At 31.2% G+C, this 24,867-nt stretch carries 22 protein-coding genes, 1 riboswitch and 2 other annotated features; of the genes, 1 reads left to right on the forward strand and 21 read right to left on the reverse strand.

The genetic code is table 11. The annotated features are described in order from the left end of the window. Positions 1-4: 4 nt before the first annotated feature. The gene (locus NR218_RS00825) at positions 5-2,635 is read right to left on the reverse strand and encodes a valine--tRNA ligase (protein ID WP_002449015.1); all 2,631 of its coding nucleotides are present in this window, start codon (positions 2,633-2,635) and stop codon (positions 5-7) included. 39 nt (positions 2,636-2,674) lie between these two features. Then, positions 2,675-2,901, reverse strand: a binding site (T-box leader). Positions 2,902-2,959: 58 nt separating this feature from the next. Here NR218_RS00825 and NR218_RS00830 point away from each other — a divergent pair. Next, positions 2,960-3,517 (forward strand): DNA-3-methyladenine glycosylase I, encoded by a 558-nt coding sequence (locus NR218_RS00830; protein WP_002448956.1) that lies wholly within the window; start codon positions 2,960-2,962, stop codon positions 3,515-3,517. A 48-nt stretch (positions 3,518-3,565) separates the two neighbouring features. Here NR218_RS00830 and NR218_RS00835 read toward each other — a convergent pair whose 3' ends face one another. The 20 genes from NR218_RS00835 to nrdR all read right to left on the reverse strand — a co-directional run bounded on the left by NR218_RS00835 (position 3,566) and on the right by nrdR (position 24,607). After that, on the reverse strand, positions 3,566-4,636 hold the full coding sequence (locus NR218_RS00835; protein ID WP_002449008.1) for an AbrB family transcriptional regulator: 1,071 nt from the start codon (positions 4,634-4,636) through the stop codon (positions 3,566-3,568). A 103-nt stretch (positions 4,637-4,739) separates the two neighbouring features. Next, entirely contained in the window at positions 4,740-6,023 is a 1,284-nt protein-coding gene (gene hemL, locus NR218_RS00840) for a glutamate-1-semialdehyde 2,1-aminomutase (RefSeq protein WP_049414967.1), read from the reverse strand. Positions 6,024-6,044: 21 nt separating this feature from the next. Beyond that, on the reverse strand, positions 6,045-7,019 hold the full coding sequence (gene hemB / locus NR218_RS00845; protein WP_002448944.1) for a porphobilinogen synthase: 975 nt from the start codon (positions 7,017-7,019) through the stop codon (positions 6,045-6,047). Further along, positions 7,019-7,690: a uroporphyrinogen-III synthase gene (locus NR218_RS00850; RefSeq protein WP_002448958.1), complete on the reverse strand. Its 672-nt coding sequence runs from the start codon at positions 7,688-7,690 to the stop codon at positions 7,019-7,021. Before NR218_RS00850 ends, hemB begins: the two co-directional genes overlap by 1 nt. Before the next feature lie 31 nt (positions 7,691-7,721). Beyond that, positions 7,722-8,654, reverse strand: coding sequence for a hydroxymethylbilane synthase (gene hemC, locus NR218_RS00855; RefSeq protein WP_017176145.1), 933 nt, complete (start codon positions 8,652-8,654; stop codon positions 7,722-7,724). A 28-nt stretch (positions 8,655-8,682) separates the two neighbouring features. Next, positions 8,683-9,495, reverse strand: a complete 813-nt coding sequence (gene ccsA / locus NR218_RS00860; protein ID WP_002448932.1) for a cytochrome c biogenesis protein CcsA — start codon at positions 9,493-9,495, stop codon at positions 8,683-8,685. Between the two features lie 21 nt (positions 9,496-9,516). Further along, positions 9,517-10,854: a glutamyl-tRNA reductase gene (gene hemA, locus NR218_RS00865; RefSeq protein ID WP_265883193.1), complete on the reverse strand. Its 1,338-nt coding sequence runs from the start codon at positions 10,852-10,854 to the stop codon at positions 9,517-9,519. Between the two features lie 136 nt (positions 10,855-10,990). Then, positions 10,991-11,581: a ribosome biogenesis GTP-binding protein YihA/YsxC gene (gene yihA, locus NR218_RS00870; RefSeq protein ID WP_002448982.1), complete on the reverse strand. Its 591-nt coding sequence runs from the start codon at positions 11,579-11,581 to the stop codon at positions 10,991-10,993. Positions 11,582-11,732: 151 nt separating this feature from the next. Next, a complete protein-coding gene (clpX, locus tag NR218_RS00875) occupies positions 11,733-12,995 on the reverse strand; it encodes an ATP-dependent Clp protease ATP-binding subunit ClpX (RefSeq protein WP_002448985.1) in 1,263 nt (420 codons plus the stop codon). A 156-nt stretch (positions 12,996-13,151) separates the two neighbouring features. After that, positions 13,152-14,468: a trigger factor gene (gene tig, locus NR218_RS00880; RefSeq protein ID WP_265883195.1), complete on the reverse strand. Its 1,317-nt coding sequence runs from the start codon at positions 14,466-14,468 to the stop codon at positions 13,152-13,154. A 154-nt stretch (positions 14,469-14,622) separates the two neighbouring features. Next, complete coding sequence (locus tag NR218_RS00885; RefSeq protein WP_049434659.1) at positions 14,623-15,540, reverse strand: hypothetical protein; 918 nt, start codon at positions 15,538-15,540, stop codon at positions 14,623-14,625. A gap of 12 nt (positions 15,541-15,552) precedes the next feature. Then, positions 15,553-16,164 (reverse strand): NUDIX domain-containing protein, encoded by a 612-nt coding sequence (locus tag NR218_RS00890; protein ID WP_019835437.1) that lies wholly within the window; start codon positions 16,162-16,164, stop codon positions 15,553-15,555. Between the two features lie 183 nt (positions 16,165-16,347). Beyond that, a complete protein-coding gene (gene rplT, locus NR218_RS00895; protein ID WP_002448983.1) occupies positions 16,348-16,704 on the reverse strand; it encodes a 50S ribosomal protein L20 in 357 nt (118 codons plus the stop codon). A 53-nt stretch (positions 16,705-16,757) separates the two neighbouring features. Further along, a complete protein-coding gene (gene rpmI, locus NR218_RS00900; RefSeq protein ID WP_002448990.1) occupies positions 16,758-16,958 on the reverse strand; it encodes a 50S ribosomal protein L35 in 201 nt (66 codons plus the stop codon). A 27-nt stretch (positions 16,959-16,985) separates the two neighbouring features. Continuing rightward, on the reverse strand, positions 16,986-17,513 hold the full coding sequence (infC, locus tag NR218_RS00905) for a translation initiation factor IF-3 (RefSeq protein ID WP_002448994.1): 528 nt from the start codon (positions 17,511-17,513) through the stop codon (positions 16,986-16,988). 23 nt (positions 17,514-17,536) lie between these two features. Then, positions 17,537-17,664 (reverse strand) — a sequence feature (ribosomal protein L20 leader region). Between the two features lie 62 nt (positions 17,665-17,726). Further along, positions 17,727-19,220 (reverse strand): amino acid permease, encoded by a 1,494-nt coding sequence (locus NR218_RS00910; RefSeq protein WP_002448996.1) that lies wholly within the window; start codon positions 19,218-19,220, stop codon positions 17,727-17,729. Between the two features lie 152 nt (positions 19,221-19,372). Beyond that, a riboswitch (Lysine riboswitch) is annotated at positions 19,373-19,548 on the reverse strand. A 48-nt stretch (positions 19,549-19,596) separates the two neighbouring features. Then, positions 19,597-21,534 carry a threonine--tRNA ligase gene (gene thrS / locus NR218_RS00915; RefSeq protein ID WP_019835438.1) on the reverse strand — a complete coding sequence of 646 codons (1,938 nt, stop codon included), beginning with the start codon at positions 21,532-21,534 and terminating at the stop codon, positions 19,597-19,599. Between the two features lie 310 nt (positions 21,535-21,844). Then, complete coding sequence (gene dnaI, locus NR218_RS00920; protein ID WP_019835439.1) at positions 21,845-22,765, reverse strand: primosomal protein DnaI; 921 nt, start codon at positions 22,763-22,765, stop codon at positions 21,845-21,847. Further along, the gene (locus NR218_RS00925; protein ID WP_265883198.1) at positions 22,766-24,136 is read right to left on the reverse strand and encodes a replication initiation and membrane attachment family protein; all 1,371 of its coding nucleotides are present in this window, start codon (positions 24,134-24,136) and stop codon (positions 22,766-22,768) included. Next, a complete protein-coding gene (gene nrdR / locus NR218_RS00930) occupies positions 24,137-24,607 on the reverse strand; it encodes a transcriptional regulator NrdR (protein WP_002448939.1) in 471 nt (156 codons plus the stop codon). It lies immediately after the preceding gene. Positions 24,608-24,867: the final 260 nt, after the last annotated feature.

Raw genomic sequence — 24,867 nt, forward strand, 5'->3', positions numbered from 1 at the left:
TCTCCTATGCTTTTAATTGTTCAATTCTGTTTTTAACACCATTATATTTTTCTTGATATTTTTGTTGTTTTTCGCGCTCTTCATTTATAATTTTTTCAGGTGCTTTATTAACAAAATTCTCATTTGATAATTTTTTATCAACACGGTCTAATTCTTTTTGAAGTTTGTCTAACTCTTTCTCTAAACGTTCAATTTCTTTATCCATATCAATAAGTCCTTCTAACGGTAAAATGACTTTACCAGCAACTACTACCGCTGTCATCGCTTTTTCAGGAATATCTACATTTGTATCGATGGTTAATTCACTTGGATTACAAAATCTATGAATATAATCCGCATTTTTTTCTAAGATTGTTTTAATTTCTTCATTTTTAGCTTGAATGAGAATAGGGATTGATTTAGAAAGTGGTGTGTTTACTTCTACGCGTGATTGTCTCACAGATTTAATAATTTCAACTAATTGTTCCATTGTCTGTTTACTTTCATCAAACACAAACTCTTCTTTAACTGTCGGCCATGCTGCTTTTACAATTGTTTCTCCTTCATGCGGTAAACTTTGCCAAATTTTTTCAGTTACAAATGGCATAAATGGATGTAGCATTCTCATTATTTGATCAAGTGTATAACTTAGAACAGAACGTGTTGTTTGTTTTTGAGCTTCATCTTCACCATTCATTGGTATTTTACTCATTTCAATATACCAATCACAGAATTCATCCCAAATAAAGTTATATAAAGCACGTCCAACTTCACCAAATTCATATTTTTCACTCAGATTAGTAACGGTCTCTATTGTTTCATTTAGTCGTGTTAAAATCCATTTATCCGCTAAAGATAAATTACCAGATAAATCAATGTCTTCCACTTTAAAGTCTTCTCCAATATTCATCAAGCTAAAGCGAGCACCATTCCAAATTTTATTAATAAAGTTCCATACAGATTCAACTTTTTCGGTAGAATAACGTAAGTCATTACCTGGAGAAGAACCAGTTGCTAAGAAGTAGCGTAAACTATCTGCTCCATATTTTTCGATGACATCCATTGGATCTACACCATTACCAAGTGATTTACTCATTTTACGACCATCTTCAGCTCTTACTAAACCATGAAGAAGTACATCATTAAATGGTCGTTTACCAGTAAATTCTAATCCTTGGAAAATCATTCTTGCTACCCAGAAGAAGATAATATCATAACCGGTTACAAGAACATTCGTTGGATAGTAACGTTGATAATCTTTTGCTTCTTCATTAGGCCAACCTAAAGTTGAGAATGGCCATAACGCACTTGAGAACCATGTATCTAACACATCTTCATCTTGAGTCCAATTTTCGATATCAGCAGGTGCTTCTTCTCCAACATATACTTCACCTGTTTCATTATGATACCAAGCTGGAATTTGGTGACCCCACCATAATTGTCTAGAAATAGTCCAATCTCTAATTTCTTCCATCCAACGATTAAATGTATTTTCAAAACGTGGTGGATAAAAATCAATTCGATTATCTGTTTTTTGATTATCTAGTGCTTGTTGCGCAAGTGGTTTCATTTTTACAAACCATTGTGTAGATAAATAAGGTTCTACTACTGCACCAGAACGTTCTGAATGACCTACAGAATGCATATGTTCTTCAATTTTAATCACTAAATCTTGAGCTTTTAAATCTTCTACTAATTTTTTACGACATTCGAAACGGTCTAAACCAGCATACTGAGATGCATTGTCATTCATTTTTCCATTTTCATCCATTACGATAATGTTTTCTAAATGATGTCTCTGACCAATTTCAAAGTCATTAGGATCATGTGCAGGTGTAACTTTCATAGCTCCACTACCAAATTCAATATCAACATACTCATCTGCTAAAATTGGTAATTCTCTACCTATAATTGGTAAAATCACTTTTTTTCCTATGACATCTTTATAACGTTCATCATTTGGATTAACGACTATAGCAGTATCCCCTAACATTGTTTCAGGACGAGTTGTGGCAATTTCAATATATCCATTACCATCAGCATAAGGATATTTAAAATGATAAAAATGACCTTGCACATCTTCATGAATCACTTCTATATCTGACAATGCTGTACGTGCGACTGGATCCCAATTTATAATTCGCTCTCCACGATAAATAATTCCTTTATTATATAAATCAACAAATACTTTTCTAACCGCTTTACTTAAGCCGTCATCAAGAGTAAAACGTTCTCTACTATAATCAAGACCTAAGCCTAATTTAGCCCATTGTTTACGAATAAAAGATGCATATTCTTCTTTCCAAGACCAAGCATGTTCTAAAAATTTTTCACGTCCTATATCATGACGAGAAATACCTTGTTCTTTTAATTTAGCATCTACTTTAGCTTGTGTTGCAATACCCGCATGATCCATACCAGGTAAATAAAGCGTATCGTATCCTTGCATACGTTTCATTCGAGTAATAATATCTTGTAATGTTGTATCCCAAGCATGTCCTAAATGTAATTTACCAGTCACATTCGGCGGCGGAATAACAATTGTATATGCTTCTCTAGATTCATCTTCTAGAGGTTTAAAGTATTCATTTTTTACCCATTCTTCATAACGTCCCGCTTCAACTTCACGAGGATTATACTTTGATTCCATTTTCATTGAAATAACCTCCTAAAATAAAAAAGCATCCTTCCTAATATATAGGACGGATGCTCCGTGGTACCACCTAAATTCAAGACGATACCTCCATATCTTCTTGCACTTATTTATGATTAACGCTCATACACGCTTCTATCTACTATTATATGTGTATTCAATAAAAGAACTTGTGGGCTACCTTCAGTTTGATCATTATACATATTTACACCGTCCATATGCTCTCTTTGATAAGTATCAAACGTACTCTTCCCAAAAAATATATTTAATTACTAATTAATAGTATAATAGAAAACAATGATAAGTCAATCTTTTGGAGGAATATTTATGAACGCATGTGCCTTTGGAACTACAGACCCTATTTATTTAGATTATCATAATAAAGTATGGGGACAACCAGATTTTAATAGTCTTTCACTTTTCAAATTACTTGCACTTGAATCTCAACATGCTGGTTTATCTTGGTTAACTATATTAAAAAAGAAAGAGGCTTATGAAAAAGCATTTCATCAATTTGATCCTATAAAAATTTCTAAAATGACAGAGAAAGATATTAATGCTTTAATGACCTTTCCAAATATCGTACATAATAGAAAGAAATTAGAAGCCATAGTATCTCAAGCTAAGGGTTATTTACAAATTGAAAAAGAATATGGTAGCTTCAGTAAGTTTTTATGGTCATATGTTGATGGACATCCTATTGACTTGCACTATAAAACTCCCTCAGAACGTATTACAGTTGATGAAAGAGCAAAACAACTTTCAAAAGATTTAAAAGCTTATGGTTTTAAATTTTTAGGACCTGTGACTGTATTCTCGTTTATGGAAGCGGCTGGTCTATATGATGCTCACTTAGAAGGATGTCCTTCAAAACCTAATCATTAAATATTAAAAGGAGTAGAACAGATTATTTTGAATTCGTAGTTCTACTCCTTATGATTGATTATCACTTTTTTTTCGTTTTAAAAAGTAATTAATTATTGGTGCTACTAAAAATAATATAAAAAATATCCTAAAGATATGAAAACTTGATATCTTAGCAACATCTGCACCAGTAGCTATGGCAACTAGTACAATTTGACTCATACCTCCAGGAGCTCCACCTAAAAATAATTCGTTTAATGAATTATGAGTAAACAAATGAACAATAAAGACCATCAAAAATGACCCTAAAATTAAACTTATATTTTGATACATAATTGCTATAGCAATGCGACCTTTTAAATCACCTAATAAATGTGCAATTTGTAAACCAATTCTAATCATATAAATCACTTGTGCAAAAGCAAGAATATAATTATCTAAAGTAAAAGTCAGATGAGTTGATAAATTCCAAACAATTAAAACGACAATTGGAGCGAGTAATTGTTTTGTTGGAAAATTTATTTTTGACATTAAGAAATAAACAAAAGCTATAGCAATCATAATTAAAGCAATTTGGGGCACATTTAAAGCTCTTGTTAATGGTGTAGCTTTATGAATCATCTCTTCACTTGATGATGAATTGCTAAATAAAAAAGAAATAAGTGGTACAAGTACGACTACAAAAATAACCCTAGAAGTTTGGGTTAAACTTACTACTAAGATATTCGCTTTTTTATCTTCTTCAGCCATAATTAACATTTGACTTAAAGCGCCAGGTATTACACTCAAGATAGCAGTTTCAGTATTAACTCTTGCAATTTTTTTGAAAAAATAAGCAATCAATAATGATAACGTGATGAGTAAAACAGTCACCGTCACAATGGTTAACCACTCATTTTTGATATCGTTAATGACTTGTGACGTAAACGTAGATCCTATTTGTACTCCAAGTAATATTAAGCCAATCTGACTAATCCAAAAAGGCCATTTAATATTTAGTTTTAGTACTTTAACCACAATAATTGAGGCTATAATGGGCCCAAACATAAAGGGTAAAAGCATATGAGATAATTTTAATATTAAACTCATGATTATCGCTATTATTAATAATATAATATTATTTAGCCAAATTCGCCTCAAAAATCATCACTTCTTTCTAGATTAAAAGCATTTAAATTAAAAAAAGTGGAACGATGATATTATCTCATCTTTGTTCCACTTTTATTATATTAACTTTTAAATATTAAACAATTCTACTTAATGCATTATCAAAAGCATGAATCGTTTTTTCAATATCTTCTTTGGTATGTGCGGTAGATAAGAATGTTCCTTCAAACTGGGAAGGTGGTAAAAATATACCTTCTTTAGCCATTTCTCTATACATATTACTAAATAGCTCTAAATCACTTTGATTCGCTTCTTCAAAGTTGGTTACAGGTCCTTTATTTAAGAAATAACCAATCATAGAACCAGCTCTATTTACTGTAATAGGAACATTGTGTTTAGCAAATACTTCTTTAAGTCCTTTTTCTAATATATCGCCTAATTTTTGGAAATGCTCATATGATTCAGGCGTTAATTGACTTAGTGTTTCATAACCACTTGTCATTGCTAAAGGATTACCAGATAGAGTTCCCGCTTGATAAATATTACCTACTGGAGCAATTTTATCCATAATTTCTTTTTTGCCTCCAAAAGCACCTACAGGTAAGCCACCGCCAATCACTTTTCCTAGGCATGTGATATCTGGTGTCACACCAAAATAACCTTGAGCACAGTTATACCCTACACGGAAACCTGTCATGACTTCATCAAAGATAAGTAAAGAACCATATTCTTTAGTGACTTCCCTTAATCCTTCTAAGAAACCTTTTTTAGGGGGTACAACACCCATATTTCCTGCAACTGGTTCTACTATCACACCAGCAATATCATCTCCATAATTTTCAAATGCTACTTTAATCGCATCTAAATCATTATAAGGTACTGTAATTGTGTTTTTAGCTGTGCCTTCAGGTACTCCTGGTGAATCTGGAAGACCTAAAGTTGCTACACCTGAACCTGCTTTGATAAGCAATGAATCGCTATGTCCGTGATAGCATCCTTCAAACTTAACAATTTTATTTCTACCAGTGTAACCTCTAGCCAGTCTTAATGCCGCTAAAGTAGCTTCAGTACCTGAAGAAACCATTCTTACTTTTTCAATTGAAGGCACTCTTTCAATAACAAGTTCAGCTAATTTATTTTCTTCTAGTGTTGAAGCACCAAAACTAGTGCCTTTATCTACAGCATCATGTAATTTACTAATGACTTGTTTATTTTTATGACCTAAAATTAATGGTCCCCAACTTAATACATAATCAATGTATTCATTGCCATCTATATCATAAATCTTCGAACCTTCACCATGATCCATAAAAATTGCTGGTGTATCTACTGATTTAAATGCTCTTACAGGGCTATTGACACCACCAGGCATAAGTGTTTCAGCAATGCGCATTGCTTCTTGTGATTTTTCATAAGTCATTAACTTGTTCCTCCTTAACCATTATTTATCTAAGTAACGACAAATATCTTTCGCGAAATAAGTAATAATCATATCTGCGCCCGCACGTTTCATTGATACCATTTGTTCCATAACCACACGTTCTTCATCTATCCAACCATTTTGAGATGCTGCTTTAGTCATAGCATATTCACCACTAACATTATAAGCAATAACAGGAATATTAGTGTTATTTTTTACATCTCTAACAATATCTAAATAACTTAAAGCTGGTTTGACAATCATCATGTCTGCGCCTTCTTTTAAGTCACTTTCTAATTCTCTTAGTGCTTCTAAACGATTAGCTGGATCCATTTGATACGTTTTTCTATCTCCAAATGAAGGAGCTGAATCTGCAGCATCTCTAAATGGTCCAAAGAAACTAGAAGCATATTTAATGCCATAGCTCATAATTGGAATATTATAATAACCAGCTTCATCTAAACCTTGTCGAATTTCGGTAACAAAACCATCCATCATATTACTTGGAGCAATAATGTCAGCGCCAGCTTCGACTTGAGAAATTGCTGTTTTAACTAATAATGGTAAAGATTTGTCATTATCAACATCATGCGTATGATCATCAATGATACCGCAATGACCATGATCCGTATATTCACATAAACAAGTATCAGCAACGATTAATAAATCTTTATGAAGTTTTTTTGCTCTACGTGTTGCCTCTTGAACAATGCCATTATGATCGTATGCACCAGAACCCACATCATCTTTTTCATTAGGTACGCCAAAGAACATAATCGCTCTAATACCTAAATCATATGCTTCATTAATTTCATCATCTAATAGATTTAAACTTATTTGATATACACCAGGTAACGATTTAATTTCGCTTCTAACATTATCTTTTTCTACTACAAAAATTGGATAAATTAAATCTTCTTTTCTAACATGATTTTCTCTTACTAAACTTCTCATTGTAGCTGAAGAACGTAATCTTCTATGTCTATCGAATTTCATTATTTATTCCTACTTTCTAAAAATGTGTTTATTAATGCTTCAGAAGTTTGTTTATCTGCAATATAAGGTTCATAACCATAGGCTCTAATGCTATTTGCAGTTTGTTGACCTATAGCATAGTAATTTTTAAAATGCTTAGGAAATGCCTCACTAAAATAATAACGCACTGCAGATGAACTTGAAAATGTTAATGCTTCAACTTGATTATGTTGAATTAGATTGATAACTTCAATAATATTCTCTCTATCCGCTATAGGTGTATACAAGTCAATTTTCACAACATTATTATGTTCAGCGAGAGTTTGTTGCAATTTTGGTCTTGCCTGTGCACTGCTCGGAATTAAAATAGAAGATTTTTCTAGATTTAATCCTTCTAATAAACCTTCTTGAGAATAATCGTTAGGTATAAAATCTATATTTATACCTAATTGTTTACATAACTGCGCAGTTTTAGCTCCTACTACTGCAATATGTTTTACATTCACGTACTCTAAATATTTATAAAATAAATGTACGGCATTTTTTGAAGAAAAAATAAGCCAGTCATAATTATCATGCAAGAGTTGAGTATCAAATTCAAGTGATTGAATTTTAATAAATGGCTTATGAATGACTTCTACCATATCACTCTGTACTTTACTCGTTTGCGTCATAACTATCACTGGTTTCATCTAACTGTAACACCTCTACTAAGATTTAGTATTAATGTGATGCTTCTTCGTTTAATTTTCTTATAATTTCATACGCACCTTGTTCTTTAAGTATCTCACTTACTCTGTTCCCTAATTTTACAGGGTCAGTTCCTACTTCAGTATGTTCATAACGTTCCTTACCATCTGGTGTCATGATTAAGCCTGTAAACTCAATTTCATTGTTATTGTTATAATTCGCATATCCACCAATTGGAACTTGACAACTTCCATCCATTGCAGCTAAAAATGTTCGTTCGGCCGTTACACAATTTGCAACTTCATTATTGTGAACTTTTTGAAGTAACTCGAGAAGTTCAATATCGTTACTACGGCACTCAATGCCAAGAGCACCTTGACCGATTGCAGGTAGTAATGTGTCTTTATCTAAATAAGTTGTTACTACGTCATCAGACCAACCCATACGTTTGAGTCCTGCTGCTGCTAAAATAATCGCATCATAATCTTCTGTTTCTAATTTATTTAAACGTGTATCAATATTACCACGAATCCATTTAATTTTTAGATGAGGATATTTAGATAATATTTGTGCACCTCTTCTTAATGAACTTGTACCAACTATACTATTCTTAGGAAGTTCTTCTAATGGTACGTGATTTTTGGCAATATAGGCATCAAATGGTATTTCTCTATCAGGAATACAACCTAATGTTAAACCTTCTGGAATAATACTAGGAACATCTTTTAATGAGTGTATTGCCATATCGATATCGTTGTTAAATAGCTCATTTTGAATCTCTTTAACAAATAGGCCTTTTCCTCCAACTTTAGATAGTTGTTGATTCACAATTCGATCTCCCTTTGTGACAATCTCTTTAATTTCGATTTCTAAAGATGGATCAATGGCTTTTAATTTATCAATGAATTGTTTACTTTGTGTTAAAGCAAGTTTACTTCTACGTGAACCCACAACTAATTTACGCATAAACAAGGCCTCCTACATAAGTTTTCTTTTAATTAAAATGAGTAGTGAAGAATAAATTCACCATACATAGGCAAAATATCATAATATTAAAATAAATTAAATTAATTGAGATGATTTTCTTTTTTAAATACATAACGATATATACTGTATAAAGAAGCGTAATAATGACAGACAACATAACCTTCGGATCTTTAAATATTGCTATACCAACCGCATAGATTCCCCATTGAGCAATTAAAATTACACTCAATATTAATATTACTAAACCGCCCAAAGTTGAAAAAAATATAATTTTTTCAAGAGTTGCTACACTGCCAATTCTAAAATATTTCTGATTAAAGTTTTTTTCTTTAAGGTTTTTATATTGAATGATATATAGCAATGCATTTACAAATGCAAGTGCAAAAAAAGCATAACTCAATACTGCAAGCCCTACATGTACAAGTAATAATTCATTTATAACTTGTACTTTTTGTATACTGTTTGTATAGTGTTCAGGTCTAAATGTATTCATCGTTAATAAGATAAATCCAATTACATTCAAAAAAAACACAGAAAAACTTAGAACTTTAATAATATTTAAAACTAGAGAAATAGAAATAATCATCCATGACAAGAAGAAAAAAACATCAAATATGGAATTAAACAATACATCACTATGCGAAGTAATATACATAGACAAAGAGATTGTTTGTAAAAACCAAACAATCCCTAAGGCATAAATTCCAAGTACTCTAATCTTATGACTCTTCCGAACAAAGTCTATAAAATAACAAAGAATGCTAATTAAATATACAATTAATATAATTTCATGAAATCTAATAAATAGCGTTTCTTGCATATTATCACCATTTTAATATGCTTATTCAAAACTAAAGATATGTCGTACTGAAAGTTCCTTTTCTTTTTTTCGTTCTTTCACTGCTTTATAAGGATCTTCGGCTTCAATATCAAATATATTTTGAAATAGCTCTAATTTTTCATTACTTTTTTTATCGTTACTCAATTCCTTAGCCTGTTTAATTGGATCTTTCAACATTTGATTAATAATACTTTTAGTATGTTTAGAAATGACTGTTCGTTCTCGTTCAGATAGATTCGGTAATTTTCTATCGATACTATCCATTGTTTCAGCTTGAATAGTCATTGCTTTTTCACGTAAAGCTCTTATTACAGGAACTACACCCAACATATTTACCCAATCATTATGTGCTTTAATTTCAGCAGGAATTTCATTAGAAATAGCTTCAGCCGCTATTTGTCGTTCTTTTAAATTAGCATCAACTAAACCTTTTAAATCATCTACATCATAATTAAATACGTCATCACTTAAATTATGACATGGTTCAATATCTCGTGGTACTGCAATGTCTAATAATAATAATTTAGATTTTCTATATGATAGTGCCTGATTAATCATACTTTTAGTAATAATATAATCTGGTGAACTAGTAGAACTAATAACAATATCAGTTGAAGTTAATAAACTAGGTAAAGATTCTAGCTTATCATAACTAACTTGATGTTTTTCAGCTAAAATTCTAGCTTTACTTTCTGTTCGATTTACAATTGTAATATGATTAATGCCTGAGCCGAGTAAATTTAATAACGACAATTCACTCATTTCACCTGCACCAATAATAACAGCATGTTTATTTTTTAATTTACCTAATACTTTTTTTGATAATTCCACAGCAGCATATGAAACACTTACAGCATTATCTGCGATATCTGTTTCATTATGTGCTTTTTTAGCAAAAGTAATTGCTTGTTTAAATAGATGATTAAAGATAGTTCCAGTTGTTTTTAAATCTTGCGCTAAGAAAAATGCATCACGCATTTGGCCTAAAATTTGTGTTTCTCCTAACACAATTGAATCTAAACCTGAAGTTACACGCAATAGATGTTCTACTGCTTCGTCCCCCACTTTAACTTCAGACATTGCTTTAATATCATCTACTTCAAATCCAAATGAACGAGCTAAAAATCGTTGAATATAATATCGTCCTGTATGAATTTGATCCACTACAGCATATACTTCTGTACGATTACATGTCGATAATATTACATTTTCTAAAATTGCTTTAGTTTCGAATAAATCTTCATTGGCTAATCGTAAGGCATCATCTCTAAAAGCAACTTGCTCTCTTAAAGCTACATCAGCAGTACGATGATTTATGCTAATAGCAATAAAATGCATTTATAACGCCCTCCATATACTAACAATATCGTTAGTATAACACATTTTAGAATGAATTTAAGTTTGATGCTCAAATAAATTAGAAACATTCTAATGTGAAGTCAAAATTTCGTCACTTAATTACAAGATATTTCTTTTAATTTATATAATTAGCAATAATATCCCAAATGTATTGCTGTTTAGAATTTTGAATAGAAGAGTAACTTATAATTGTATCGTTTGGATCTAAATCTAATTTTTGTTTTATATTTTTTATATGTTTTTGAACTTTACCTTTCGCAATTTTATCTTCCTTAGTACAAATGACTAGTGTTGGTAGATCGAAATGTTTTAAATAATTATACATTAATACATCATCTTCGGTAGGATTATGTCGTAAATCTACAAGTTGAATGACTAAACCTAGATTTTCTCGTTTAGTTAAATACTCTTCTATCATTTTCCCAAATTTTTCACGCTGTGATTTACTTACTTTTGCATATCCATATCCAGGAACATCAACAAAAATAAGTTGTTCATCAATATTATAGAAGTTTAGAGTTTGCGTTTTTCCAGGCTGTTGTGAAGTACGAGCCATATTTTTTCTACCAATCATACTATTAATAAAAGAGGACTTACCCACATTAGAACGTCCACTTAAAGCGATTTCAGTTAAATTGGTTTCAGGATATTGTTCTTCTTTCACTGCACTAATCATTAATTCTATATTATTTGGGTTAATATTCATATTCAAACACCTCTTCATTATTATAGCTGCTTTATTATAATATAAATGTTTAAAAATCTAAAATTTTAAAAAAATGATATGTATAAAAATAAGGAAGCAGTTTCGAACTCAAATGAATTCTATCACCACTTCCTTATCATATGGTTGATAATTAAGCTGAAGTTTTAGTACCGTTCAATAAATTACCTTCTGAATCATACATTTCAGGCTCGATTTCCTCATTAATTGTTTGAGCAGTTACTACAACTTTAGCAACATCACTTGTTGAAGGTACATCATACATAATATCAATTAAAGATTCTTCTATAATTGATCGTAATCCACGTGCTCCAGTTTTTCGTTCAATTGCTTTTTCACTGACTGCTGCCAAAGCTTCTTCAGTAAATTCTAATTCAACGTTATCAAGAGCTAACATTTTTGTATATTGCTTAACTAACGCGTTTTTAGGTTGCGTTAAAATATTTTTAAGCGCTTCAACATCTAATGTTTCTAAATTAGCAACTATTGGTACACGTCCAATAAATTCTGGAATTAAACCATATGCTTGTAAATCTTCAGGACGAATTTGTGCTAATAAAGCTTCTTCATCATACTTATCTGCTTCATTGCTAGCAAAACCGATAACTTTTTCACCTAAACGGCGTTTAATGACTTCATCAATACCATCAAACGCACCACCTAATATAAATAGAATATTAGTTGTGTCAATTTGAATCAATTCTTGGTTAGGATGTTTACGGCCACCTTGAGGTGGTACACTTGCTGTTGTACCTTCTAAGATTTTAAGTAATGCTTGTTGTACACCTTCACCAGAAACATCACGCGTAATTGATGTATTTTCAGATTTTCTAGCAATTTTATCAATTTCGTCTACATAAATAATTCCTTTTTCTGCTTTATCAATGTCAAAATCAGCAGCTTGAATCAAACGTAATAAAATATTTTCAACATCATCACCAACATAACCTGCTTCAGTTAAACTTGTTGCATCTGCAATAGCAAATGGTACATTCAATGTTTTAGCAAGTGTTTGTGCAAGTAAAGTTTTACCGCTACCCGTTGGTCCAATTAAGGCGATATTACTTTTTTGTAACTCAACATCATCTTCATTTGGACCCAATTGTTGAATACGTTTGTAATGATTGTAAACTGCCACTGCTAAAGATTTTTTAGCTTTTTCTTGGCCAATAACATATTCATTTAAATGGTCCATAATTTCTTTAGGCGTCGGTAATTCAGTAAATTCTTCTGAAGTAGCTTGAGCTAATTCTTCTTCAACAATTTCAGAACATAGTTCGATACATTCATTACAAATGTATACACCACTCCCTGCTACTAATTTTTTAACTTGATCTTGGTCCTTACCACAGAAAGAACATTTTAAATTTTCTTCATCTTCATTAAATTTAAACATTCATTTACACCTCTATCCTTAAACGACTATACTAGATAGCATTCTACAATGCAAATTGATAGTTAACAACTAAAATGCTTAAAACATATAGTAGCAGATACATATAATGATGCACCTGCTACTTATTTTTAAACTTTATATCAATTTAAAAGTTTATTATTTGTCTTCTTTTTTATCTTCTTTAGCTGAATCAACATATTTAGCATTGTCTCTTAATAAGTCAATTACTTTTTGAATACGTACATCATTTTTAATGATATCAGTATTACCAAGAGTTTGTTTAATATCTTCTACTGAGATATTAAATTGACTGCTCATTTTTTCTAATTCTTTATCAATATCTTCATCTGTGACTTTGATATTTTCTTCATCTGCAATTGCTGATAATGTTAAGTTTGTTTTAACACGTTGCTCTGCATCATCTTTCATTTGTTCTCTTAATTGAGATTCATCTTGACCAGAAATTTGGAAGTAAGTTTGTAAGTCTAAACCTTGTTGTTGGATTCTTTGACCAAATTCTTGAACCATACGATCTAATTCAGTGTCAATCATAGCTTGTGGAATATCAATTGTTGTATTTTCAGTTGCTTTATTAATTGCTTCTTCTTTTTCCACATTTTCAGCATCTTGTGCTTTTTGTTCTGATAAACGTTTGCGTAAGTTTTCTTTATACTCATCTACTGAATTAGCATCTGAATCTAATTCATTTGCAATTTCATCAGTTAATTCGGGTACTTCTTTGTATTTAATTTCATTTACTTTAGTTTTGAATGTAGCTTCTTTACCAGCTAATTCTTCAGCGTGATATTCTTCTGGGAATGTTACAACAACGTCTTTTTCTTCTCCAGTTTTAACGCCTACTAATTGATCTTCAAATCCTGGAATAAATGAACCTGAACCGATTTCTAAATCATAACCATCAGCTTGGCCACCTTCAAATTGTTCGCCATCTACATAACCATCAAAGTCAATATTTACAGTGTCTCCTTCTTCAACTGCACCATCTTCTTTAACAACCATATCAGCTAAATGACCTAAACTATGATCAATTTCATCTTGTAAATCTTGATCAGTTAATTCAGAATCTTGTTTTTCAATTTCAAGACCTTTATAATCTCCTAATTTAACTTCAGGTTCAACAGTCACTGTTGCTTCAAATTCGAAATCTCTACCTTTTTCAATTTGAGTTACATTAATTTCAGGTTGAGCGACTGGATTGATTTTAGTTTCTTCAATGGCTTCACCATAAGCTTCAGGTAAAAGAATATCTACTGCATCTTGATATAATGCTTCAACGCCAAAACGTTGTTCGAAAATTGGACGAGGCACTTTACCTTTACGGAAACCAGGCACGTTAATTTGTTTAACCACTTTTTTAAATGCTTGATCTAATGCTTTATTTACTTTTTCTGCTGGAACAGTAACTTTTAATAAACCTTCGTTACCTTCTTTTTTTTCCCAAGTTGCTGTCATGTATAAATACCTCCATGCTTACATTTTTAATTTTTTCAACTTCCCTATTATATCATAGGTCTAATATGGACACAAACAATGTTTTATAGGGGATTTTAAATAGTAATTCAACTTTACAGAATCATTTAAGTAAACTAAAATGATTTGCTCACATTTAATTATCTAACTGATAAATTAATGTTAATAATTCTTGATTTGCTTCACTTACTTCTATACCAATCATTGACTTAAAATAAACATCATAAGCTATTATCCAATCTTCTTCATTAAAAAGTGAAAATATATCAAGTGGATATAGTTTTATTGAATGATTATTCATCACATACTGAGCTTCATTTTGTATATTCAAAGCTCCATTTTCTAATCTATCGAGAACTTGGGGAATAACAGTAGTTTTCATATCTGTGTGTTCTAAACCTTTTAATGTTGTAGGGAGGATGTTGACTTCATAACCATACTTCTCAATTTTTATTTCACTATCATAATTTGAAAAACGTAAATACTCAAGCATGAGACTTTTTAAATTATAAGATTCTACTTGATTAGACAATAAAAAAGCAACCGTCTTTCTGAATTCATAATGTCCGTTATCAATGAGTTTAATCATTAATTTAGTTTGACGATTTAAATCTAAACTAGTAAATTCTGATAATAATTGACTAGAAAGTTTCTTGTCTTCATCTAATTTAGATTGGGCATATTCTTTTAATGGAAAGAGTGCCATTCTAGTTTTATGTTCTTTCACTTCGTTAATGATTTGATTAATGACTTCAACTGCTTCATAATTCTGATTTAAACCTATTAATGCTTTAATATAGAAAATAATTAGTTCGTCGTAATGAGGTATACCTTTTTTTAAGAAAATAATTGCTTCTTCTCTTAATTCTAAATATAACCCTAATTCATTTAACATGTCACATTTAATCAAAGATAATTGATTATCTAACTCGAATGAGGCTTCATATATATCAAACAATTGATACATTTCTTTATATTTATTTTGTTGTTGTGCATTTAAAATATTATGATATAATTTTTGCTTTGATTGAGGAAAAGGGATAATATCAGACATATTGAGCCCCCTTTATTTTAAATCTTTTAAAATTAACGCACTCCATGATTCAAAATGATTTAAATCATTTATTTCCTCTTGTGATACCCAATTAATTTTTAAAGTGTCGGTTTCTCTAACTTCTACATCACTAGATTTCACCTTAATTTTGAAAACAACACCTATATGAACTTTACCTACTGCATTAGTATCATCATTAATAAAACCAATATATTCCATATTTTGAGATCTATCTTCAGATAATCCTACTTCTTCATTAAGTTCTCTTTGTGCATTCACTCTTAAAACTTCATTAATTGAATCGGCGCCAACAACATTATTCATATGTCCACCAACACCCACTGAAGACTGTCCGTGTAAGCGTTCTTCTCCGCCACCACTTAAACGTTGATATACTAAGATTTCATCATTTTCATTTTCTAAAAGACAATATGAAATAAGTTGTTTATAAGATGGATCTTCTTCCATATCTCCACGTCTTTTTACTTCATAATTTTTAAACGTATTAAATATTTCTTCACCTTGACCATCGTTTTTCGATAAGAATCCATTAAATGCATTTTTTTCATTATCAAATAATAATTCTCTTGATACGACGATGATTTGTTCATCAAATTTAGACATAGTTAACTCCTTGAAATTAATATTCTTTTTTTAATAGTTTAACAAACCAATGATTTAAATCACAATGATATTTAACTGGTTCGTTTACTTATCATAATTCTATTAAAGAATATTTGATGAATAAAAGTAAATAAAAAAAGCCAATAAGGTTTTATAGTTACCTTATTGGCTTTTAAATATGAATTATTTTAAAGCATCTTTAGCTTTTGATACTAATTCACCGAAAGCTTTATCGTCTGAAATAGCAATTTCAGAAAGCATTTTACGGTTAATGTTAATGTCAGCCTTTTTCAAGCCGTTCATTAAACGAGAATAGCTGATATCATGTTGACGTGCAGCTGCATTAATACGTGTAATCCATAATTTACGGAAATCACGTTTACGTTGACGACGGTCACGGAATGCGTATTGACCTGATTTCATCACTTGTTGTTTTGCTACTTTATATAATGTATGTTTTGAACCGAAGTAACCTTTAGCCAATTTAATCGTTTTTTTACGACGTGCTCTTGTTACTGTTCCACCTTTAACTCGTGGCATGTTAAATTCCTCCTTAAATATATCGCTTTATCATCGTTCGAAAGTAATATTAATTATTTTTTGTAAGCTAACAATTGTTTTACGCGTTTCATATCGCTTTTAGATACTAGTTTAGCTTTACGTAATTTACGTTTTTGTTTAGTATTTTTATTTGCAAATAAGTGAGATGTGAAAGCTCTAGAACGTTTTAATTGACCTGAACCAGTTCTTTTAACACGTTTAGCTGCTCCACGGTGAGTTTTCATTTTTGGCATGATTCATTTCCTCCTAATAAAAGTAAATTATTTTTCGTTTACAGGCGCTAACATAATAAACATTTGGCGCCCTTCCATTTTAGGTTTTTGTTCAACAGTGGCAATATCTTTACATTCGTCTGCAAATTTTTCTAAAACACGTTGACCAATTTCTTTGTGTGTAATTGCACGACCTCTGAAACGAATAGAAACTTTACATTTGTCACCTTTAGTTAAGAATTTACGTCCATTTTTCAACTTAGTTTGGAAATCGTGTTCCTCAATAGTTGGACTTAAACGAATTTCTTTAACATTGATAACTTTTTGTTTTTTCTTCATTTCTTTTTCTTTTTTCTGTTGTTCGAATTTATATTTACCATAATCCATAATTCTTGCAACAGGTGGTTTAGCATTTGGTGCAACAACTACTAAATCTAATTCAACTCTTTCAGCCATCTCAAGAGCTTCTCTTTTAGATTTAACACCAATTTGGTCACCATTTTGGCCAATTAAACGTAATTCTTTTGCGCGAATTTTTTCGTTAACTTGCGTTTGATTTTTTGCTATGGTTGACACCTCCCAAAATTTTACGAAATTTTCCCAAGCAAAAAGAGCGGACAATATTTGCCCGCTCTTCACTCATACACAATAATTGTGTGACATGATTAACCTGCCAACAGCTTTTTGCGTCGCTACAGGTGAGAAACGGGTGTTTCTACTTGGTTCGTTTCGTAATCAACGATACTAATCATATCAAGTTTTATTAAGCATGTCAATTGTTTTTTGAAATTAGTGATGTTTTACTTCATTCATTGAGACATCTTGGCTTAAATCAACTTCTTCAAGAGGTATTTTTTTAGTTTTATATCTTAATTTATGATAAATAAAGAATACTAAAAATACTGGAATACCCATATACGTAATAATAAATCGATTAAGATCAAAGTGCCCTGTTTTAATGAAATCCACATCTTGTCCAACAATCACAATCACACACAATATACCTGCAAATATTGGACCGAATGGGAACCATTTCGCTTTATATTTCAATTCTGATTTACGATGATGTTGAACATTAAATGCTCGTCTAAAGCGATAATGACTTACTGCAATACCTACCCAAGCAATAAAGCCTGTCATACCACTGGCAGCTACAATGTATTCATAAGCATTTCCGCTTAATTTTTGTACTAAGAAAATAACGACTACAAGTACACCAGTAGCAATCAATGATAAATATGGCACGCCGTGTTTATTCGTTTTACCAAACGAAGCGAATGCTAATTTATCTTTACTCATTGAATATAACATACGTGTTGATGCATACATCCCTGAATTACCAGCTGATAATACTGAAGTTAAAATAACTGCATTCATAAATGAAGCAGCGAATGCTAAGCCTGCATTTTTAAAGACAAGGGTAAATGGAGATGTTGCAACATCGTTATCTCCACCCATTAAAGCATTACTATTATAAGGAATTAACATACCAATAACAAAGATGGCTAAGATGTAAAATAATAATATTCTCCAAAAAACTTGTTTAATTGCTTTTGGGACAGCACGTTCTGGATTCTCAGATTCTCCAGCAGTAATACCTATTAATTCAGTACCTTGGAATGAGAAACCAGCAACTAAGAATACACCTAGGATTGAAAGTAAACTACCGCCAAGATTTCCACCTAGGATTGGCCCATCACCTTTAGTAAATGTCTCAAATCCTACAAAATGTCCACCCATAATTCCTAATATAGTTAAAATACCAATAATTATAAAAATAATTACTGTAATCACTTTTATAAGTGCAAACCAATATTCACTTTCACCATATACTCTTACAGATAAAGAGTTTAATGCGAAAATAATAACTATAAAGATACAACTCCATACCCATGCTGGTATCCCTGCCATAGGTGTCCAATACTGTATGACTTGCGCTGCAATAGTTACATCTGCCGCTACAGTAATTACCCAGTTAAACCAATAGTTCCAACCTAATGCGAATCCTAATGATGGATCTACAAATCGTGTTGCATAGGTACTAAATGAACCTGAAACAGGTAAATACGTAGCCATTTCTCCTAAAGAAGTCATTAAAAAGAATACCATAGCTCCAATAATTGCATATGCAATAAGCGCACCTAATGCACCAGCATCGTGAATAGCACCACCTGATGTCATAAATAGGCCTGTACCGATACAGCCTCCCATTGCAATCATAGAGATATGACGATCTTTTAACCCTCTCTTCATACCGCTATCTTGATTTTCAACTTTACTCATATAAGCTCCCTTTCTTAATGTAGAGGTTAGCTAAGTATTTATTTGTTATGTGAAGATAATTAACATATTTAATTTTTATAAATGATATGTAAATCAAATTACAAATTAAAAAATAGGTACATACCGTTAAGATATGCACCCATTACTTAATCTATATCGGTAGCACATCACAAACTGTGACAGTACAGTTTCTATTCGATAACTGTCCCAACAAATCATAAGTATGGTTATCATTTGTTTCGGCATCTTTACCTTTCATACTTTCAACATACGTTCCATATCAACTTCTGAAGTATTACTTTTTAAAGATGCAACCTCTAACTCATTTTTATTTAACTACTTTGTAATATACATTAAGGATATTATTTTATCAAGACTATCTACGTTTTTTTAGACGAATTTCATCTACTAAGTTCCAGATAAATTCATCTCTTTCTATTGTTTCTTGATCTTGTGAGCCATACTTACGAACATTTACTTCGTTGTTTTCAACTTCTTTATCTCCTACTACAATTTGATAAGGAATTTTTTGCATTTGTGCCTCTCGAATTTTATAGCCCATTTTTTCGTTACGATCATCAATTTCTACACGAACACCTTGAGATTTTAATTCATCTTGTAAATTTCTCGCATAGTCGTAATGTAAATCTACATTTACTGGAATAATCTCAACTTGTTTTGGAGCTAACCATGTTGGGAAAGCACCTTTAGTTTCTTCAGTTAAGAAAGCTACAAAACGTTCCATAGTTGAAACTACGCCACGATGAATAACAACAGGTCGGTGATTTTCACCATCACTACCAATATAAGAAAGATCAAATCGTTCAGGTAGTAAGAAATCAAGTTGTGCAGTTGAAAGGGTTTCTTCTTTACCCATTGCAGTTTTAACTTGAACATCTAATTTAGGACCATAGAATGCTGCTTCTCCAATAGCTTCAACATATGGTAAGCCCATTTCATCTACTGCTTCTTTAAGCATAGACTCAGCTTTATTCCACATGTCATCATCGTCCATATATTTTTCTTTATCTTCAGGATCTCTGTAACTTAATCTGAATGTGTAATCTTCAAAACCAAAGTCTTCATAAACATCTTGTATCATATGAACAACGCGTTTGAATTCATCTTTAATTTGGTCAGGACGTACAAAGATATGAGAATCATTTAAAGTCATACCTCTTACACGTTGTAAGCCTGATACTGCACCACTTGCTTCATATCTATGCATAGTACCTAATTCAGCAATACGAATTGGTAATTCACGATAAGAATGTGGTTTATTATTATAAACCATCATATGATGTGGACAGTTCATTGGACGTAATACCATTTCTTCAGTTTCATCTAATTTCATTGGTGGGAACATATCATCTCTATAGTGATCCCAATGACCTGAAGTTTTATAAAGTTCAACGTTAGCTAGAACTGGAGTATATACATGATCATATCCCATGCTTACTTCCTTATCTACAATATAACGTTCAATTTCACGGCGAATTGTTGCACCATTTGGTAACCATAGTGGAAGACCAGCACCAACAAGTTGATTATTTGTAAATAATTCTAAATCTTTACCAATACGACGATGATCACGTTCACGACGTTCCTCTAACATGTCTAAATGTGCTTTTAAATCTTTTTTATCAAAGAAAGCAGTACCATATATACGTTGTAACATTTTATTGTCGCTATCCCCACGCCAATATGCACCTGCAGTAGAAAGCAGTTTAAATTCTTTAATTTTTGAAGTTGATGGCACATGAACACCACGGCATAAATCTGTAAATTCACCTTGAGTATATAATGTTACATTCTCATCTTCAGGAATTGCATCTATTAATTCTAATTTATATGGATCATCTTTAAAGAAATCTTTTGCTTCTTCACGAGAAACCACTTTACGTTCAATTTTATAATTTTCGTTAACAATTTGTTTCATTGTTTTTTCGATTTTTTCAAAGTCATCTGATGATACTTTTTCATCCATGTCAAAGTCGTAGTAAAAACCGCCTTCAATCACTGGACCAACACCGAATTTAACATCTCCATAAATTCGTTTTAATGCTTGAGCCATTAAATGAGCAGTTGAATGACGTAATACCTCTAGAGCTTCATCACTACCAGGTGTAACAATTTCAATTGCCCCATCTTCTTCAAGTGGACGAGTTAAATCAACGAGTTGATTATTAAATTTTCCTGCTACTGCTTTTTTTCGAAGTCCAGGACTAATTGATTGTGCAATATCTTCTGTAGTAGTTCCTTTGTCAAATGATTTTGAATTGCCATCTGGAAACTTAATATTAATTTGTTCCATATCGAAACCCTCCATAAATTTTATTCTATGATCGCTGAAGAAAATAAAAAAACTCCTCCCTATAAAAGGGACGAGTTCGTCGCGGTACCACCCTAGTTATCTAGATGTATTCTAGATATCTCTTCATAAGATAACGGTCTTGAGCCGGATACTGATTACCAGCATCTAAATATGAAGGAGTAATAATTTAATATATCAACCAAATTCTCATCAATTGTTGGCTTGCTGTATGATAGAGATTAAATTATCATATCTTCATTTATTTCAACGATTTAGATTTATCTTTATTATACATCACACATTGTAAATTTCAATTATTTCGTAAATTTTTTCCATCTAAATAAAATTCATTTGCTAAACTTTTGATACGTTCGATAATTCGAGCAGCTTTCGTTATTTCTGCCCCTTTGTTTGATATAGATAAATGATGTTCTAATTCTTCCAAATTTAGATTTGAACTAAAGAATGTTGGTAATTCATGAACCATACGATAATGTAATAAGGGACCTATCACCTCATCCCTTACCCACGTTGTGACATCCTCAGCTCCGATATCATCTAACATTAATATATTTGCTTCTCGTATACGCTCTAACTTTTCATTATAACTTCCATCTTTAAAACCACCTTTGAGTATACGAATGTATTCAGGTAAATATACTATTGTAGATGGCACATGTTTTGACTTAAGCTGGTTTGCGATAGCTCCTAAAATAAAAGATTTGCCTGTTCCAAAAGGGCCATGTATATAAAGACCCTTAACGCGTTCACCGTTAACTAACTTTTTACAAATATCGTTAACTTCCATAGCTATTTCAAGTCGACTTCTATCGTTGGTATAGATATCTTTAACTTTTGCATTTAACGTATCTCGTTGCATGTGATGAGCAGTAATGAGTTGTGAACTTAAACGTTCTTCATCGTATTTAATTTTGCAAGGACATAATCGATAACGAACTTTAATACGCTCATTTTCTATATATAATTCTGGAATATGACCTTTAACAAAGTTTGGACAGTGTGCATAATCGTGACCATCGTAGTGTTTTTGTTGATCTTTATATTCTTGAAGTACATTTAAATCTTTATCAATCATTTCATTAGTAAGTTCTGACTGGTGTTGATTTAAAAATTGTTTAACATCAGAATCATTAATGACTTGATGTTTTATTTTAGCAATTCTTTTGTTTAAATTATCTTGATTTTTTATAAGTTTACTAAATGGTTTCATCTAATCCTCCCAATCTTGTTCTAATTGAGTACGAAACGCTTCTCTATCTTTTTCAAATTGCGCATCATTATTGTTTGGTTTTTCATCTTGTTGATTTTTATTTTTTAACCATTTTGGTGTTTTTTCTATTGATGCAACGTCACGTTGTTTATATTGACGTTTTGTTTTTTTAGTTATACTATCATTGATTTGTTGATTTGTTTTCAGCGCATAATCATATGCTTGTTGTGCAGTTTTAATACCTAACTTTTTCCAATTTGAAGCGATTTCAAATATATAGGATTTAGGAAGTTTCATCTCATTCTTAAGCATTACAAATTGTAATAAAATATTAATTACACCAAATGACAATTTTTCACGCTCTATTAACTCTTCTACCATTCTTTTTTGTTGTAAAGTTGGTTCTGATTCTGACCAAGACGCTAACATATCAATAGGACTTGTGTTTTCTAATAACTTAAACCAACTATCACTTTCCTTTATATCATCAGTAGTCTCATTTGGACGCTGTGATTGTTCTGAATGATTAGAAGGATTAGCTTTAGTTTGTAACTTAGGAAGCTGTTGTTGATGCTCAATTAAGTAATGAGACCTTGCTTGTTTTCTCATCTCTTCAAATGATAACGTTTGATTTTGTGTGATAGAGTTAAGAATGATTCGTTTCATAGAAGTAGGCGTTAACCCATATAAAGTAGCCAATTGTAAAATTAATTGTTTTGCCTCTTTAGTAATAATTTCTCCACTTATAAAATGATGTTGTAACATATCTCTCAACATATCAAAGTCAAATGATTCATTATCTAAATCTATAGTAGCTGAATGATTTTCCTTTTGAATTGTTGAAGCATCAATAGATATATTTTTTTGTGGAACTTTGAATACATCAGTAAATTTGCGCGTTACTTGCTGAAATTCTTTTAAATCTGGTTCATCTTTTTCAAAATACGCTTTTAAATCTTTATATCTTCGATTATCAACTTCATTGTATAGGTATATAGATAACATTGGATCATTAAAAAATTGGTATGCCGTTGGAGGTTGAATCAATTCATATATAAACATAGACTGATTACTATCATGTTTTACAAATGTTTTAATTAACCCAATGCCTTCAAGTAAATCCATATATTCACGGAATTCTAATAAATTTATTTTAAGCTCATTCATGATAGTGTAATGTGTGAGAATAGTATCTTCAACTTCATCGATAAATTGGTTCATGAAATGATATACACCAATAGCTTTAAAGCCAATTAACGGTATGTACAATCGATTTAATATCTCTAATTGTTGATGATTAAAGAAAAAATGTCGATATACTTTAAATCCATCGTGTGGACTTAAACCATACTCATAAGATTTAAAACTCATTTATGAATCACTCCGTTTGTTATCATCCAAAATACCTTGCATCGATGCTAGTAATTGATCCACATCTTTAAACTCTTTATATACTGACGCAAATCGTACATAAGAGACTTGATCTACATGCATGAGCAAATTCATTACATATTCACCTATATCTCTAGATGAAATTTCTGTATGACCTTTATCGCGTAATTGCCATTCTACTTTATTAGTAATGTCTTCCAATTGTTGATATCTAACTGGTCTTTTTTCACAAGATCTTACAAGACCATTTAATATTTTTTCTCTTAAAAATTGTTCACGTGTGCCATCTTTTTTGACCACAATAAGTGGACTCACTTCAATATGTTCAAATGTTGTAAATCTTGTCCCACAATTCTCACATTCACGTCTTCTACGTATTGCGTTAGCTTCATCAGCATGTCTTGAATCTACCACACGTGAATGTGTGGCACTACATTTTGGGCATTTCATATCTGTCACCCTCTTGAATAGATTATGCTTCATTATACTATAAAAACGATTTATGACAAAAGAACTCATATGTGTTGATAATAAATTGATACAACTTAGCTGTCTAAACCTATAATAAAATATAAAAAGGAAAGTGAAATAGAATTCAATATAAATTCTTTTTTCACTTTCCTACATATGACTCATTAAAAAAATTATTTAATATTTTTATAATGTTTTAATCTATAAAATCAATGACATTATATTAGAATATCAACTCT

Source organism: Staphylococcus sp. SUC_1.2 (assembly GCF_026222585.1).